Annotated in this window: 14 protein-coding genes; 10 read left to right on the top strand and 4 right to left on the bottom strand. The window is 44.8% G+C overall.

All coding sequences use genetic code 11. From position 1 onward, the window contains the following. Positions 1–146 precede the first annotated feature (146 nt). A complete protein-coding gene (locus CPIN_RS29065) occupies positions 147–1,043 on the top strand; it encodes a glycosyltransferase family A protein (RefSeq protein WP_012793461.1) in 897 nt (298 codons plus the stop codon). Between the two features lie 55 nt (positions 1,044–1,098). Here CPIN_RS29065 and CPIN_RS29060 read toward each other — a convergent pair whose 3' ends face one another. Continuing rightward, positions 1,099–1,437, bottom strand: a complete 339-nt coding sequence (locus CPIN_RS29060) for a winged helix-turn-helix transcriptional regulator (RefSeq protein WP_012793460.1) — start codon at positions 1,435–1,437, stop codon at positions 1,099–1,101. 113 nt (positions 1,438–1,550) lie between these two features. Between CPIN_RS29060 and CPIN_RS29055 the strand changes: the two genes are divergently transcribed. The 4 genes from CPIN_RS29055 to CPIN_RS29040 all read left to right on the top strand — a co-directional run bounded on the left by CPIN_RS29055 (position 1,551) and on the right by CPIN_RS29040 (position 4,869). Continuing rightward, positions 1,551–2,549, top strand: coding sequence for a YhdH/YhfP family quinone oxidoreductase (locus CPIN_RS29055; RefSeq protein ID WP_012793459.1), 999 nt, complete (start codon positions 1,551–1,553; stop codon positions 2,547–2,549). A 53-nt stretch (positions 2,550–2,602) separates the two neighbouring features. Further along, positions 2,603–2,800, top strand: coding sequence for a hypothetical protein (locus CPIN_RS29050; RefSeq protein WP_012793458.1), 198 nt, complete (start codon positions 2,603–2,605; stop codon positions 2,798–2,800). 32 nt (positions 2,801–2,832) lie between these two features. Next, positions 2,833–3,357: a class I SAM-dependent methyltransferase gene (locus CPIN_RS29045; RefSeq protein ID WP_012793457.1), complete on the top strand. Its 525-nt coding sequence runs from the start codon at positions 2,833–2,835 to the stop codon at positions 3,355–3,357. A 366-nt stretch (positions 3,358–3,723) separates the two neighbouring features. Next, on the top strand, positions 3,724–4,869 hold the full coding sequence (locus tag CPIN_RS29040; protein ID WP_012793456.1) for a glycosyltransferase family protein: 1,146 nt from the start codon (positions 3,724–3,726) through the stop codon (positions 4,867–4,869). Between the two features lie 49 nt (positions 4,870–4,918). Here CPIN_RS29040 and CPIN_RS29035 read toward each other — a convergent pair whose 3' ends face one another. After that, a complete protein-coding gene (locus CPIN_RS29035) occupies positions 4,919–5,449 on the bottom strand; it encodes a hypothetical protein (protein WP_012793455.1) in 531 nt (176 codons plus the stop codon). Positions 5,450–5,607: 158 nt separating this feature from the next. Here CPIN_RS29035 and CPIN_RS29030 point away from each other — a divergent pair, with 158 nt between their 5' ends. Next, the gene (locus tag CPIN_RS29030; RefSeq protein ID WP_012793454.1) at positions 5,608–7,557 is read left to right on the top strand and encodes a heparinase II/III domain-containing protein; all 1,950 of its coding nucleotides are present in this window, start codon (positions 5,608–5,610) and stop codon (positions 7,555–7,557) included. Between the two features lie 218 nt (positions 7,558–7,775). On the opposite strand, the gene CPIN_RS29025 is transcribed toward CPIN_RS29030, so the two are convergent. Together CPIN_RS29025 and CPIN_RS29020 are read right to left on the bottom strand one after the other, a co-directional pair. Continuing rightward, positions 7,776–9,014 carry an IS4 family transposase gene (locus CPIN_RS29025; RefSeq protein WP_012792032.1) on the bottom strand — a complete coding sequence of 413 codons (1,239 nt, stop codon included), beginning with the start codon at positions 9,012–9,014 and terminating at the stop codon, positions 7,776–7,778. Between the two features lie 129 nt (positions 9,015–9,143). Beyond that, complete coding sequence (locus tag CPIN_RS29020; RefSeq protein WP_012793453.1) at positions 9,144–10,127, bottom strand: fatty acid desaturase; 984 nt, start codon at positions 10,125–10,127, stop codon at positions 9,144–9,146. A 705-nt stretch (positions 10,128–10,832) separates the two neighbouring features. Between CPIN_RS29020 and CPIN_RS29015 the strand changes: the two genes are divergently transcribed. Genes CPIN_RS29015 through CPIN_RS29000 form a run of 4 tightly spaced genes read left to right on the top strand, consistent with a single transcriptional unit; the run spans position 10,833 to position 14,450 of the window. Further along, a complete protein-coding gene (locus CPIN_RS29015; protein ID WP_012793452.1) occupies positions 10,833–12,026 on the top strand; it encodes a Gfo/Idh/MocA family protein in 1,194 nt (397 codons plus the stop codon). A gap of 16 nt (positions 12,027–12,042) precedes the next feature. Further along, the gene (locus CPIN_RS29010) at positions 12,043–12,630 is read left to right on the top strand and encodes a phage tail protein (protein WP_012793451.1); all 588 of its coding nucleotides are present in this window, start codon (positions 12,043–12,045) and stop codon (positions 12,628–12,630) included. 59 nt (positions 12,631–12,689) lie between these two features. Next, the gene (locus tag CPIN_RS29005; protein WP_012793450.1) at positions 12,690–13,280 is read left to right on the top strand and encodes a phage tail protein; all 591 of its coding nucleotides are present in this window, start codon (positions 12,690–12,692) and stop codon (positions 13,278–13,280) included. Between the two features lie 6 nt (positions 13,281–13,286). Further along, positions 13,287–14,450 (top strand): ABC transporter substrate-binding protein, encoded by a 1,164-nt coding sequence (locus CPIN_RS29000; RefSeq protein WP_012793449.1) that lies wholly within the window; start codon positions 13,287–13,289, stop codon positions 14,448–14,450. Positions 14,451–14,452 lie beyond the last annotated feature (2 nt).

Below are 14,452 nucleotides of genomic sequence, written 5' to 3'. Positions count from 1 at the left end.
CGCTTACAGACTCTTACTCACGAAAAACTAAAGCCCGACAGCTTTTTAACACTATTCCCGGATTGGCGAACTAATATCGGAAGAAATCAACCATCTATGCCAGATCATGAAGTATCTGTCAACCGGCTTAATTTGTCACACGTTATATGACCATGATATCCAAAGAACGCAAAACCGTATCCTTCTTTACTATTTGTTATGAAGGTGATTGGGAGCGCATTCTAAAGGAAAACCGCCTGGAACGCATTATCCGGCAGTGTAACTATGACTTTTTCGAAAGAGGTCTGATCATTAATAATGTCAAAGACCGCCTTACTGTTGAACGGTATGCTAAAGAGGCGGTACAGAAAGGCATTATTGACGTCTACTATTTCAGCGAGGATTACAGTGAGGAAATCCTTAAAAAGTTCTCTATTACACGGAACAGTTTCCGACTCGATTTTTATGACGGCTACTACTATAGTATAGGTCCGCTCACTGCTGTATTTCTTGCAAAGGGTAAATACCTGGTTTATCTGACCGGCGACTGTCTTATCGAACCGCATTCCGTGCCATGGATAGATGAATCTGTGGAGCGTATGGAAAATGACAGGAACATTTTCGTAGCCAGTGCACGCGGCGTAGATACAAACATCGAATGTACCTGGTATACTTCCAGAGAAGATGATGAATTCTTCTATACACACGGTTTTTCCGATCAGTGTTTTATGGTGGAAACACAGCGTCTGCACGCTGATATCTATAATCATTATCACTACTATACGGAGCGATACCCGGTGTATGGCGGCCGCCTGTTTGAGAAACGTGTGAACAGCTACATGTGTGTGAAGCAGCTGGACAGGATCGTCAGAAAAGGGGCGTTTTATAGTCATGAAAAATTACTGAACGCCGGACTGGAGGAAGTACAGACCAAACCAACGTTGTCAAAAAAGCTGAAGCGTATGGCAGGTAATTCTTCCCGCAAACTCAGAAAAGCGATCAACAAAAGGATTTTTGGTCATACGACTAAAGTAGATGGAAAAGTAAAGAAATGGCATATCTGATCCGGATATGAAACGTATAAAAGCAAAGGGCAGCTGATTCAGCTGCCCTTTGCTTTTATACATCAGATTGTTGCTTTTCAAGGTGGATATATCCCCATTTGCGCATCTCCCGGATAATCGGATAAATCGTCTCTCCATAAGGCGTCAGAAAGTATTCTACCCGGGGCGGCACTTCCGGAAAACTCTCCCGGCGGATGATTCCGTCTTTTTCCAGTTCGTCCAGTTGTCTTGATAACATCCGCTCACTGATAGTGGGTAATGTCCTGCGCATTTCTCCAAACCTGTTTCTGCCTTTTTTGATCAGGACGATCAGGGTGGTTTTACACTTCCCTTTAATGATCTGCAAAAAGACATCTGAGGGACATTGAAACTCTGTACTGCCTATCTCTTCCATAAATAATATTTTGCTGATTATCAGTATTACGGCAATTTTTGTCCGGTACGGAACAAAATGTAACTACTTGTTTTTCTTCTTGTTTACGCTCAACTTTAATAAAAAATAAAAAGATGAACGAACTATTTAAGGCGCTATTGATCAACGAGCAGGAGAGTAAATTTACAAAAGAAATCAAAGCACTGCGTACCGATCAGCTGCCACAGCATGAACTGCTGATCCGTGTAAGTTACTCGTCTGTCAACTATAAAGACGCTCTTTCTGCCGCAGGTAATAAAGGCGTCACCAGAACATATCCGCATGTACCCGGTATCGATGCTGCCGGTGTAGTAGTGAATTCAAAAAGCGACTTGTTTACTGAAGGAGAGGAGGTGCTGGTCACCGGATGGGACCTGGGGATGAATACCTGGGGTGGTTTCGGTGAATACATCCGTATCCCTGCCGCCTGGGCATTGAAACTGCCATCCGGATTGTCTATGAAAGAAGCAATGTGTTTTGGTACCGCCGGACTGACTGCCGGACTCTCCGTCCATCAGCTGTTAAAAGCAGGTATTCAACCCGAAAATGGCGAAATAGCTGTCAGTGGAGCTACCGGAGGCGTCGGTAGTATTGCCGTCGCTATACTGGCTAAAAATGGCTTTAGCGTAGCCGCCATTTCCGGCAAACAGGAAACGGCCTTTCTACTGGATACGCTGGGTGCAAAACGTATCATCCCCAGAGATGAATTCTCAGCCACCTTCGATAAGAAACCATTGTCGGCGCCCAGCTTTGCTGCAGGGATCGACACTGTTGGCGGATCTATACTTTCCGGTATGTTAAAAGCCACGCATTATGGCGGTATAGTCACAGCCTGTGGTATGGTAGCCGCCGCAGATCTGCATACTTCTGTATTCCCTTTCATCCTGCGTAGTGTAACACTGGCAGGAATCGATTCGGTACAGGCGCCTATGGAGATCCGGAAGCAGGTATGGGAACTGCTGGGTACTTCCTGGAAGCCTGCGCAGCTCGATAGCATGGTGGAAGAGATCAGTCTGGATGCATTGCCTGAAAAGCTGGACGCTGTGCTGGCAGGAAAGGCCAGGGGCAGGTATGTGCTCGCGCATGCGCACTGATCGCTGCTGGTCACGGAATGCTTTTTGTCGGGTTTTTCTGTAAATAATATGCAATGACAAGGACAAAGAAAACCCGTGGGCGGAAGCGTACCACGCGCAAAAAAGGAAGTACGAAAAAGAATAAACTGGGTGTAAAGAATTCCCTCGTGAATAATATCAATGCCCGGAAGAAACGCGGACATTCCAGGTCAAGGAAGCACTCCACCGTCAGTAAGAAAAACTATCAGAAAATGGAAGAACACTGGGAATAGCTTCCGCCGTAAAATGACTACTTTGCAACGTCATGAAATTACAGGAAGCTATTCAGTTAATACAGCATAAGGATCTATCTGTTGATACACCTGTTACCTGGGCAGATCTCGGTTGCGGATCAGGTACGTTTACAGCGGCGCTTGCGCATTATCTTCCCGCAGGTAGTACTATCTATGCAGTAGATAAAGCAATGTCGCCTGATCTGCATATACCTGCTCCCTCAGTTGTAGAAGTCAGTCCTTATCAACTTGATTTTGTAAAACATGAGTTGCCATTTGCATCGTTGAATGGTATTATCATGGCAAATGCCCTGCATTATGTGAAAGACCAGGCAGCATTTGTACGTAAACTCCAGAAAGCTTTACGTCCTGATGGTATACTGGTGATGGTAGAATATGATACAGACACCCCTGTACCGGTATGGGTACCTTATCCGCTTAGTTTTACCCGTCTGAAAAAGTTATTCTCAGCAGCGGGATACGGACACATAGAAAAGATCGGAGAACGCCCTTCGATATATGGACGTGCCAACCTATATGCTTCACTTATAAAATAATAATATCTTAACTTTTGTAGAACCCTGATGTTAAGCATACCCAATACGGGAATCTTGAGATATATTATCAATTTAATATGATGGTATTATCACGGTCAGTGGAAAAATACCAGAAATATTTTTTTTTATAAATAGTAAATCATCTCTATCCATAATGGTGTCTGGCTCTGCCGTTATTTTAACGTGCTTTTAAAATAGGGGAGCTCTGCATGTGTTTGTTAGTTCGCCGACCGATGGCGTATTTTTTGTTATCCCTTTATTTGAAGTAATATTATCACATATTTCTTCTGCACAACGATGAGTCGTATTTGAACCAACGAAAGACAGGATAATGTTTTTGGTAACCTAACCCTTAATAATTGTAATGTGAAAATAGTTTTTCTCTGTGGTTCTCTGGAACCGGGACGGGATGGCGTGGGGGACTATTCAAGACGCCTGGCAAGTGAATTAATTCGTAAGCAACACGAGGTTGCAATCGTAGCACTTAATGATAGAAGAATCACAGCCGTTTATCACGGCAGTCAGGCGAGCAATGAAATGAATGTCCCCGTACTTCGTCTGCCTGCTGCTATGGACGAACGTAAGCGTTTTGATTACGCGAATGATTTTATTAAGCAGTTCGGACCTGAATGGGTTAGTCTGCAATATGTACCCTTCTCTTTCGAGAAAAGAGGATTGCCTTTCTCCTTCAGTAATCACCTGAAACGCATTGATGGCAATTTCCGCTGGCACATTATGTTCCATGAACTCTGGGTGGGGCTGTATGGTTATAGCAATTTCAAACTGAAGATGCTGGGGCTTTTACAGAAACTGATCATCAAACAGATGCTTGCTGCGATTAAACCGGAATCTGTGACTACTTCCATCGGTATCTATAAAAAGAACCTGGGCTGGAAGGATGTGAACCTGATCCCTTTGTTCAGCAACATTCCTATTGTAACGCCGCCTCCGATGCAAAATGATCGTTCCGGTAATATTACCGCGATTCATTTTGGCACCTTTACTTCTTCGCTGGAAGATTATAAGCGACAGATAGATTTCCTGACGGCTATCGGCGAGAAAACAGGAAAGACGGTTTGTTTGCAGGTGATCGGAGATGGAGGTGCACATAAGGAAAAAGCGCTGGAGATATCAAGGCAATTACTGGGCAAAGAGAACGTGACGGATTGTGGATTTCAATCAGAGGAATCTGTTTCCGGTTACATGCTGAAAGCCGATATTGGTATATCCCGTGCAGACTATGCCCTGTTTGGCAAGAGTGGTTCTTCTATGGCGATGCTTGAACATGGCTTGCCGGTATTGTTGAGAGGAGATCGTCCGGAAGATGATATGGTCGGACAGGATTTTCCTTTTAAAGAACAGCTGTTGTATACCGATGACGCGGACAAAGATCTGCATAAAAAAGAACCGGTCTACTTCCTCAATCAGGTGTCGGATATATTCCTGGACAGTCTGCATGAGAAAGATAAAGAACAGGATCCTAATACGCTTATACTGGTCACCAGGCCATAAGTTATAAAAGGGAAAGGCGTCTGCCACTGGCGGACGCCTTTGTTGTTTTTTACTTCAGTGCTTTGAAGTAAGAAACATTTCCCGCCATATCAACCTTCACAATTAACATCTGACCGTTCTTTCTTAATACAACAAAGTTGTTGTCTGCACCTTCAAAGGCCGTATCAAACATTGTCATATCCGTATTGTTAAATTCGTTGTCGTCGTAGTTGATCACTTCTTCCACTTTGTAATTGCCATACTTCTTCTGGATCTCACGTTGTGCATTTGCCGGCAGATCGGAGAAGGATTTGTCTTCGGTCGTACCTACCAGTTCATTGCGAATATCATAGTAAGCTCTCATCTGATGTGTACCTGCTGTAAAGGATGCTTCGTCGAAATATTTTGTTCTTTCAAAATTAATGTTGGTCGCATCCGGGAAGTCTTCGTAAAACTGCGTTTTCACAAAATCGTTGACTTGTGCTGTTTGTTCTTTACGTGCTGCTTTTTTACCTTTTTTGTTATCGCTGTTTGGGGTATTGTGAGCAAAAGTTGCTGTAGAAATAAGCAAAACACCCGCTGCGAAAAGAATCTTTTTCATGACTTGTTCATTTAGTGTTTTATGAGAATGCACTACAAAGTTACGTGCTCACTGAGGCGGGTCTGATCCTGAATCGGTCAACAGGCGTTTCCTGTCGGTCAGCAGGTAAGGAGTGTTGCCAGGCGGATAATAGTGGCAGCAAAGCTTATATTTGGCACATGAAGTATCTTTTATCCCTTTTGTTGCTGGTGTCGCTGAATAGTATAAGCAATCGCTCGGTAGCACAGGAACCCCGAAACATATTAAGTCATTTTACCCGTCCGCAACTGGAAGCTGCGCTCATACCTGCTGATCAATGGCATCCTTTTCCATTGGATGCTGCAGGCTGGAAACGTATATTACCTGATTCCGTGCAACAGAGTATACTTCGTCAGGCGGAAACCTATCTCAAGATTCCTTTTGTGGCTATACCTGCTTCCATGATGATGGAATACCAGAAGAACGGAGACCGTTCCCGTTATGAGGAAATGTCCTTCAGAAAGAGAGACCAGTTGTTTACTATGACAGTCGCCGAAGCGATTGAGCAGAAGGGGCGTTTTCTGACGGCCATCGTCAATGGTATCTGGTCGATATGTGAAGAGAGTTACTGGGGGGCGCCTGGTCACTTATACCTTCAGAAAGCAGGTATTGACCTGGTGGATGTGGAAGATCCTTCTGTGGATCTCTTTGTCAGTGAAACAGCGACTGTACTTGCCCTGACTGATTACCTGCTGGGTGCGCAGCTGGATACTTATTCCAAGCTGTTGCGAAAACGTATTTATTATGAAGTGAACCGTCGTATGCTGACGCCATTGGAGAAAGACAGTGACCGGTACTATTATCTGAAAAAGGGAACAAAGGAATATCCCGTTAATAACTGGAATCCCTGGGTGATCAGCAACTGGATGACAAGTCTGTTGTTGCTGGAAAAGAGTAATGAACGCCGTGTGTCAGAACTGGAACATGCCTTACATCTGCTGGACCATTATATCAATTTTATGGGGGAGGATGGCGCTGTGGATGAAGGCCCTGTTTACTGGTCGGGTGCTGCCGGCAGGGTGTTTGACGCCCTCACCGTATTAGAAAGTGCCACTGGTGGAAAAATAAAGGTCTATGACGCCCCGATCATCCGTAACATGGCGTCCTATATCTATAAAATGCATATCGCCGGTAATTACTATATCAATGTGGCGGATGCTTCTCCGGTGATTCCTACTGACGGACTTTTGTTATACCGTATGGGAAGTTTGATGGGAGATCCTGTGATGAGGGACTTCGGCGCCTGGGCATTTCACAGGTACCCGATCAGGACGCCTATTTCCGGTGATTTCGCCAAACCGAGGATGCTTTTCAATATGCAGGCCTGGATGGATTGCTCCCGCAGTGAAGGTAAGGAACCAGTTATAACGGACGTCTGGCTGGAAAGTATTCAGCTCATGGCAGCAAGCGCAGGAAACGGCCTGCTTGTGGCCAGTCATGGCGGTCATAACGGCGAAAGCCATAACCATAATGATGTGGGCGATTTCATCGTATATGCCGCCGGACAACCTGTTATTATCGATGCCGGCCTGGGGACTTATACGGCAAAGACATTCTCAAAGGAAAGATACCAGCTCTGGTATAACAGCTCTGCCTATCATAACCTGCCTACGATCAATAATATTCAGCAGAAGGAGGGACGGAAGTTTGGCGCCAGGGATGTACAATATCATCAGGACCAGCAGTCAGCCGTTCTGCAGATGGATATTGCGGGGGCTTATCCGCCGGAGGCGGGAGTTGTCCGTTGGGAAAGAGCGGTCAGGATGGATAAACAGCAGGGCCAGGTAACTGTTACGGATGAATTTACTTTAACAGGCAGCAGCACGTCGCTTACACAGACATTGATGACTGTTTGTCCGGTGGATGTCAGTCAGCGTGGGATCATTCTATTCAAAGTTCAGGGGGCTGCTCCTGTGCAGTTAACATACGACCCACAGTTATGGGAGGTAAAAACAGAACTGCTTCCTTGTAAAGCGCCGGATGAAAAGCGCCTGACGGATAACTGGTCACGGAAACCGCTGACCCGCATTCTGCTGATGTATAAGGAGGGGAGCAGCAGTGGCAGGTATACGTTTGTTATAAAGAATTAAGAATTAGGAATTAAGAATTAAGAATTGTAATGCAGCGGAGATGCCTTTGACCTGAAATTAAAATGCCACCTCACTATTATCTAGTGGGCGGCATTAAATATCTTAATTCTTAATTCTATAGTGTCCGGTTAAAATTGGGATTACCCCTTTATTCCTTTCAAACTCAATATAGATGGGAGGGGCTTACTGCTATTATAAAAGTAAGCCCCCCTCTTTTTTTAAAAGGAGAATAATTTCAATTGCAGGTTTATCTGATCTGGCCCCTTATTATGCTGTAAAAGTGCATACTCGGGTTCTGCCAGAAAATTCATTAGGTGGATATAAGTGTAAAGATGTAACCTTAGAAAGCCAGTTAGGTTACTAAAAGACCATTTTTTACTCCCTTTCTCTGTCAGCTTGTCTTTTACGATCTTTGTCAGTAAATCCTTTATTAGCGTGCACCAGAGCTGTATACTTATAGCATTCTTGTTTTCACCTAAAAAATTGTTTAATTGAGAGTTCTGCTTAATTCTTTTAAAAAGCATTTCGATTGCCCATCGCTTTTGATACAATTTCCTGATCGTTGTCGGCGTATAAGTAAAATTGTTTGTTAACAGATGTATTTTCTTTTTTGTATTTCTATCGTAAATGCTGATTACACGCGCCGTCTGTACAGGACTTTTCTCCTCTGTTAGAGGGTTACCTAGTTGAATAACCCAATCTTTTAGGATACCTTTTCTTTTATTGAGTATTTTTAATCTGTTTCGTGTCAATAATTTTATTTTCATACTCTTGGTTACACGAGTTACCCACGTGATCTCTTTTTCAGTCCATTCCTTCATGAGTTTATAGTTCACATAAGCTCTATCCATGGCTATTATAGAACCTGGCAAGAGCTCTAACTGTGGCATAATGATTCTATCATTTTTGGCAGCTTCCGTCAGAATAGTAAAGCTTGGTAGTTCTGTTTTGGCCGTCATCAATACGTGCGCCTTTATTCCTCCCTTCTTTCTGCCGTCCATTCTAATTACACCTGCCCCCTTCATTACATTAGAAAATAGGCTGACCGTCGTCGAGTCCACTATGAATAACCGGTCAACCAACGATTTTCTCTTTCGGCTGTCCGGGGAAAACGCTTGATAATGATGGTTATATAGACGATGATAAAGCTTTTCAAAAAACGCCACCGGACGCGTCCTGTTAGCATCGGAAATAGTGCTTCGACGCGGGGTATGTTTAATGCCCAAATGGTGAAGCCGATGCTGGTTGGCTAACAATCCTGTATGAAGCTCTCGTAATGAAGTACACTGATGAAAACTACTAAATAGCATTGTTACCAAATGGTCAAAAGCCTTAAAATGCTTATAATAGTAATCTGCGTTTGTCTCTCTACAGACTTTATCTATCAACGTGGTTGGTATAAAAGAAAGTAGTTGATTAAAAATCGGCTGTCCGGAAAAAAATTTACTTTTGCTCATAAGTAAGTTCTAGTGTGGTAACTTAAACTTACTGAAAAAGGAGGCCTCGGCCTCCTTTTTTTATGACTTAATCCCATATTTTTACCGGACACTATAGATTCTTAATTCCTAATTCCTAATTCTTAATTCCTAATTGGCTGTTGCTTCTGTTTCCTTCACGATTTTCACTTTCTCTTTTCTCAGTACACGTGAATAAAGAGACAGTTTAGGATCGAATATAAACCAGAAGAAGAGTTTGGTCCAGGACTTATGAGACAGCAGCGAATCATAGTAAGAAGGTGCTGTATTCTTAATCTGTGGCAGTTTATTCCACGGAATAGATGGGAAGTCATGGTGCTCATTGTGGAAGCCTACGTTGAAGGCCACTGTGTTCAGCGGACCATAGTAGCTGTAAGTTTCCTGTACGGGGTCCAGGGTCAGGTAGTGTTCCTGGATCCAGCGTGCGCCCAGTGGGTGCAGACCAACGGACAGGCAGAAGCTGATCAGCATATAGATCAGTGCTTTTGGTCCGAAGAAAACAAAGATGGCTACATCGAAAGCCAGCTGGATGATCCAGTTGATCGCTACCCAACGGTCAAACAGTGAGATGTTCAGTCTGGCAGTACGGGTGATCTGGAAGATCGGGAAGAACAGGAACCACAGCATTTTACTGAATGGGTTGTTACTAACCAGTCTCGCTTCCCAGAAATCCGGCAGATCGGCATCCAGGTCATGTTCACCCTGGTGAGCGTGGTGCTTCAGGTGATAACGCTGGAAAGACACGGAACTGGCGAAGATATGCGGCAGATTGGCGATGATACCTGCCAGTAAGTTGGGTACTTTACCTTTAAATATAAGTCCATGGCTGGTTTCGTGGATCATTACCCACAATGCATGGCTGATGAACGCACCTGCCACATAAGACATCAGGATAATCAGCCACCAGGAAGCATCACGCAACCAGTAAGAAAGACCTACCTGTGCTGCCACGAGGCCGACGATCACCAAAAATGTATAGGGATTTTTCCCTATAAGACCCTTCACTTCGGGATGTTGTTTAAGAATCTGCCTAACGCGGACGTGATGCGGATTCGGCTCATTACTCCACGTAAAATCAGTCGGTTTGTTACTCATATTATAGCTGTAATTCTTTTTTTGTTGAACGGTTTCATAGCAATTGGCAGGCTCTCCTATTACAGTGTCAGCTCGCTTCAATAGATTGACAAATTCCTATACAAGGTTAGGAAAATATCTTTAACAAGGTATAGAAATAGAAATTCAGAGAATAAAATTAAGATTTTTTTATAAAACAGCTTAAAATGTTAGTACCGAGTAAGTAGCGGGAGGGGAGTAGTTTGTTCAGTTAACAATTGTATACCAGGGAAATTCTGGTAATGGAGGGCGATTGCAGCATTTTGTACGTTCTAAAGGTCTGAGCCGCCGTATTATACCGTTATTACGCCGTTATCAGGGCCATATCTGTCCGTTCCGGAACGAAGAAATAAGGGGATAATAACGGTGTAGTGGCGGTTTAATGGTACAACCTGGTAAAATACGCCCTCGTATTAAGCTTCAGGCTATTATCCGATCAAATAAGTAGCGCTCCTAACCGGCCAGACGCGCTCATATACAGGTAAATACTCATTTAAAAATTATTTGCTTCCTAAAAAAAAGAACATATATCTTTGTCTGAGCATTTTTTGTATACGTAATTTTGACCCTAATCTATTGAAAACCTTACATTTCTAGGGACAACTAGAGCACGAGCATCACTTTCTTCATTTTTTGGAACCTAACAGACTGTTACAAACGAAGCCCTAAAAACAGGAATAGTTCCTTATGCATACAACCAGTAGAAGGCATTTTTTGAAGAATGCCGCCATTTTATCCCCTGTACTTACCTTTCTGCCATCATATCTGACGGCAGGGACAGGTTCCCGCTTACGTACCGGTTTTATTGGTCTTGGTCCCTGGGGACAACAATATCTTGCGCATGCCCTGCAGCATAAAGATGTTGACGTCAGGGCTATCTGTGACACAGATCCGGCAGCTATCCGTCAAAGCCTGCACTTGTTCAGCGAAGCAGGTTATAGCCGTCCGGAGATCTTTAAAAACAGCTACAGCGACTTATTATCCCGAAAAGACATTGATGCTGTGATCATAGCGGCCCCCTGGCAACTGCACTACGAAATAGCCAAGGCAGCGATGCTGGCAGGCAAACACGTAGCTTGTGGCGCCATTATGGGTACGACACTGGAAGAGCACAAGGACATTGTCCGCATCAGTGAGCAGACCGGCTGTCAGTACTTCACTTTGGAAGAAGACAGCTATCGTTCTGATCTGCAGGCTGCGGCCAATATGGCGAAAGCTGGTCTTTTCGGTGAATTACAGGCTGTTCGCGCAGGCGCACGTTACGATGTACTGCCAGCTGTCCATGAAGGCGAAGCTGCTCCTTATCCTGTTTATCCCGCACTGGCAGCCACCAGGATGCTGGGCGTGGGAAAAGACAATCCTTTTGTGTCATTGGAGATAGTAAAGCAAACGCAGACGTTTGCCGTTAACAAGCCACATGCAAAGACAGGAGAAGCGAGGCTGATGTACCAGTCAGGTGAGGTCAGTACCATCCGTTTAACGACTAAACAGGGACAGGTTTTATCCTTACAGATGGACCGCGGTCAGCGGCAGCCAGTTTCAACGGGATTCAGGATAACGGGAACGGCAGGTTCCTGGGTAGATACATTCAATAGTATTTATTTAAAAAATCAGCTAACTTGCAACCAACTTTGGAATGCAGGGAAACCCTATATCAAGGAGTACGCACAGCCAACTGATACACGACGTTACAAACGTCTGACAGCCAATAAGGAATGTGCCCTGGCCCTACAGGAGTTTATCGACCTGGCAAATCAACCTGCCGAAGCGTTATCCGTCTATACCGCTGCTACCAATAGTATGATCGGCCCTTTAGCCGCACTTTCTGCGCAACATAACCACACGATGAACTTTCCCGAGTTCAGCAATTCAACTATTTAAATAAACATAATCGACTATGGATTCATTCATGGGAATCATTTTCCTATTTGGCGAAAGCTTTGCGCCGGTGAACTGGCATCTTTGCGATGGCACGCAGATGGCGATCAGCGGAAACGAAGCTTTGTTTAGCCTCCTTGGGACCACGTATGGCGGCGATGGTATGACCACATTTGCGCTACCCGATCTTAGAGGACGTACACCTATCGGTACAGGACAAGGCCCTGGTCTATCCTCCTATGTGCAGGGCCAGATGGCAGGTACAGAGCAGCGTACGCTCATCATGACAAACCTGCCTGCGCATAACCACGTGACGGTAAGCAACCTGACGATCAATCCTGCTGCTTCTACAGCAGCTGCTACTACCAATATCCCTGGCAGTACCCTGGTAGAGGCGACCTTGCCAAATATCGGCAGCGGCCCTGCGGCGCAGCCAATCAAAGGTTATGCAGTAGGCGATAGCACCGCCATACTGGCGCCATCAGCAGTATCAGGTTCTGTAACCATTGGCATCGCCGGTGGCAGTCAACCGTTTAGTATTCAACGCCCATATCTGGCTATGAACTATGGCATAGCGCTATATGGCATCTATCCAAGCCGGAACTAACAGGCAGACCTTATCACAATTCATTATTCTTCACTCACAATAATCAAAACCACAAGACTATGGACGTTTTTATGGCACTCATCGCAATATTCGGGGGAAATTTCAACCCGAGAGGATGGTATTTCTGCCAGGGACAAATCATGTCAATTGCACAGAATACGGCGCTTTTCTCTTTATTAGGTACTACATATGGTGGTAATGGCCAGACTACCTTCGCCCTGCCAGACCTGAGAGGCCGTGCACCGATCGGAGTAGGCCAGGGACCAGGACTGCAGCCATATGCATGGGGGCAGTTAGGCGGCTCCGAAACACATACATTGATTATCACCGAAATGCCTGCGCATAATCATACTGCACTGGTAAACTCGTTGACTGTAAATCCTGCTGCGTCAACAGCAGCTGGTACAACCAATATTCCTGACGCCACCATGGTTCCTGCAAAACTGCCTAATATCGGTAGCGGTCCTACAGCGCAGCCGATCAAAGGTTATGCGGTAGCTGACAACACGACTACATTAGCTCCTGCAAAAGTGACTGGTAGTGTTACAGTAGGTATCGCCGGTGGCAGTCAGCCATTCAGCATCCAGAATCCTTACCTGGCGGTTAATTATATCATTGCCTACGAGGGTATTTACCCAAGCCGTAACTAATATACTATGCCATCAACACTTTCCATAGGATTTCTTACTCCCTATTCCGGTGTATATCCTTATTATTCAGCGCACATCGTCACAGGATGGTTGTTGGGTATGGGACTTGACCCCGCGCGGCAGAAAACAGTGCAGTTTGTATCAGAGTATACCCATATGGGAAGTGCTGAGGCATCTGTTAGTGCAGCCCGCAAACTGATTTTCTTTAATAATGTGGATGTGCTTTCTGGTCTGATCAGTTATAAAGCGACACCGGACGTCATTCCTGTTATAGAAAACAGTAAACGCCCTGCCTTCTTCTTTGATATGGGTGAATATATTCCGCACTTTCCTTACCTGAGCCCAAACGTCTTTTATGCATCTCACCAGCTATGGCAGTCAGAGTTTGCATTAGGTAAATGGGCACAGGGACATTTCGGAAATGGCGGAATGATCGTCGCTCCTATTTATGAAGCAGGCTATCACCTGCATAGCGCCTTCAATCAGGGCGTCAGTGCAGCAGGCGGTGCGGGTACCCGTATGGCTGTATTACCGCACAATCCGGACGATCCGAAGAAACATGACCTGGACTCATTCTTTGCAGCACTGGAAAAAGCCACTCCCACTTATGTACATGCCATCTTTGCCGGCAGTCTTGGTCTGGAATTCATGATAAAATGGATTCAAAGCGGTTATCATAAAAAGATACCGCTGCTGATCAATGAAACAATGGCTTACGATGACATACTGGACGACATCAGACACATCGACATGGAAGTCTATACCTCTATGATGTGGATGAGAGAAGATCAGGGAAAGGCGAATCAACAGTTTGTAAAGAAGTTTGAAAGCACTGCAAAACAGCCGGCTAACATTTATGCCTTAATGGGATACGAAGCCGGCTTAATGTGGCGGGACCTCTTACCCCATGCATTAAAGAAAGACTGGGACACAGTAAAACAAAAACTCCAAACAGCTATAATCGATGGCCCCAGAGGAGAAAAGAACTTCTACCCCGCTTCCGGATTTGCCCTGCCTTCAGCAAACATTCTAAAGATCAGTACGGCCGGTAATAAAATAAACAAACTAATTATTGATCAGGGGACAGGGATGCGCTTTGATGCGCAAGAGTTTGAAGCGATTCACAACGAGTCGCAATCAGGCTGGCAAAATCCTTTTCTCTGTATTTAACA

Source organism: Chitinophaga pinensis DSM 2588, assembly GCF_000024005.1.
Lineage (GTDB): Bacteria > Bacteroidota > Bacteroidia > Chitinophagales > Chitinophagaceae > Chitinophaga > Chitinophaga pinensis.
The sequence above is the reverse complement of the archived record's forward strand: the minus strand, read 5'-3'. Positions and strand labels throughout refer to the sequence as shown.

What these genes read in the sequence shown, in the direction of transcription:
- CPIN_RS29025 (WP_012792032.1), bottom strand. Translation starts at nt 9,014, where the DNA reads ATGAGCAAAAGTAAATTTTTTTCCGGACAGCCGATTTTTAATCAACTA.
- CPIN_RS29010 (WP_012793451.1), top strand. Translation starts at nt 12,043, where the DNA reads ATGGATTCATTCATGGGAATCATTTTCCTATTTGGCGAAAGCTTTGCG.
- CPIN_RS29055 (WP_012793459.1), top strand. Translation starts at nt 1,551, where the DNA reads ATGAACGAACTATTTAAGGCGCTATTGATCAACGAGCAGGAGAGTAAA.
- CPIN_RS29000 (WP_012793449.1), top strand. Translation starts at nt 13,287, where the DNA reads ATGCCATCAACACTTTCCATAGGATTTCTTACTCCCTATTCCGGTGTA.
- CPIN_RS29050 (WP_012793458.1), top strand. Translation starts at nt 2,603, where the DNA reads ATGACAAGGACAAAGAAAACCCGTGGGCGGAAGCGTACCACGCGCAAA.
- CPIN_RS29030 (WP_012793454.1), top strand. Translation starts at nt 5,608, where the DNA reads ATGAAGTATCTTTTATCCCTTTTGTTGCTGGTGTCGCTGAATAGTATA.
- CPIN_RS29035 (WP_012793455.1), bottom strand. Translation starts at nt 5,449, where the DNA reads ATGAAAAAGATTCTTTTCGCAGCGGGTGTTTTGCTTATTTCTACAGCA.
- CPIN_RS29015 (WP_012793452.1), top strand. Translation starts at nt 10,833, where the DNA reads ATGCATACAACCAGTAGAAGGCATTTTTTGAAGAATGCCGCCATTTTA.
- CPIN_RS29005 (WP_012793450.1), top strand. Translation starts at nt 12,690, where the DNA reads ATGGACGTTTTTATGGCACTCATCGCAATATTCGGGGGAAATTTCAAC.
- CPIN_RS29065 (WP_012793461.1), top strand. Translation starts at nt 147, where the DNA reads ATGACCATGATATCCAAAGAACGCAAAACCGTATCCTTCTTTACTATT.
- CPIN_RS29045 (WP_012793457.1), top strand. Translation starts at nt 2,833, where the DNA reads ATGAAATTACAGGAAGCTATTCAGTTAATACAGCATAAGGATCTATCT.
- CPIN_RS29020 (WP_012793453.1), bottom strand. Translation starts at nt 10,127, where the DNA reads ATGAGTAACAAACCGACTGATTTTACGTGGAGTAATGAGCCGAATCCG.
- CPIN_RS29060 (WP_012793460.1), bottom strand. Translation starts at nt 1,437, where the DNA reads ATGGAAGAGATAGGCAGTACAGAGTTTCAATGTCCCTCAGATGTCTTT.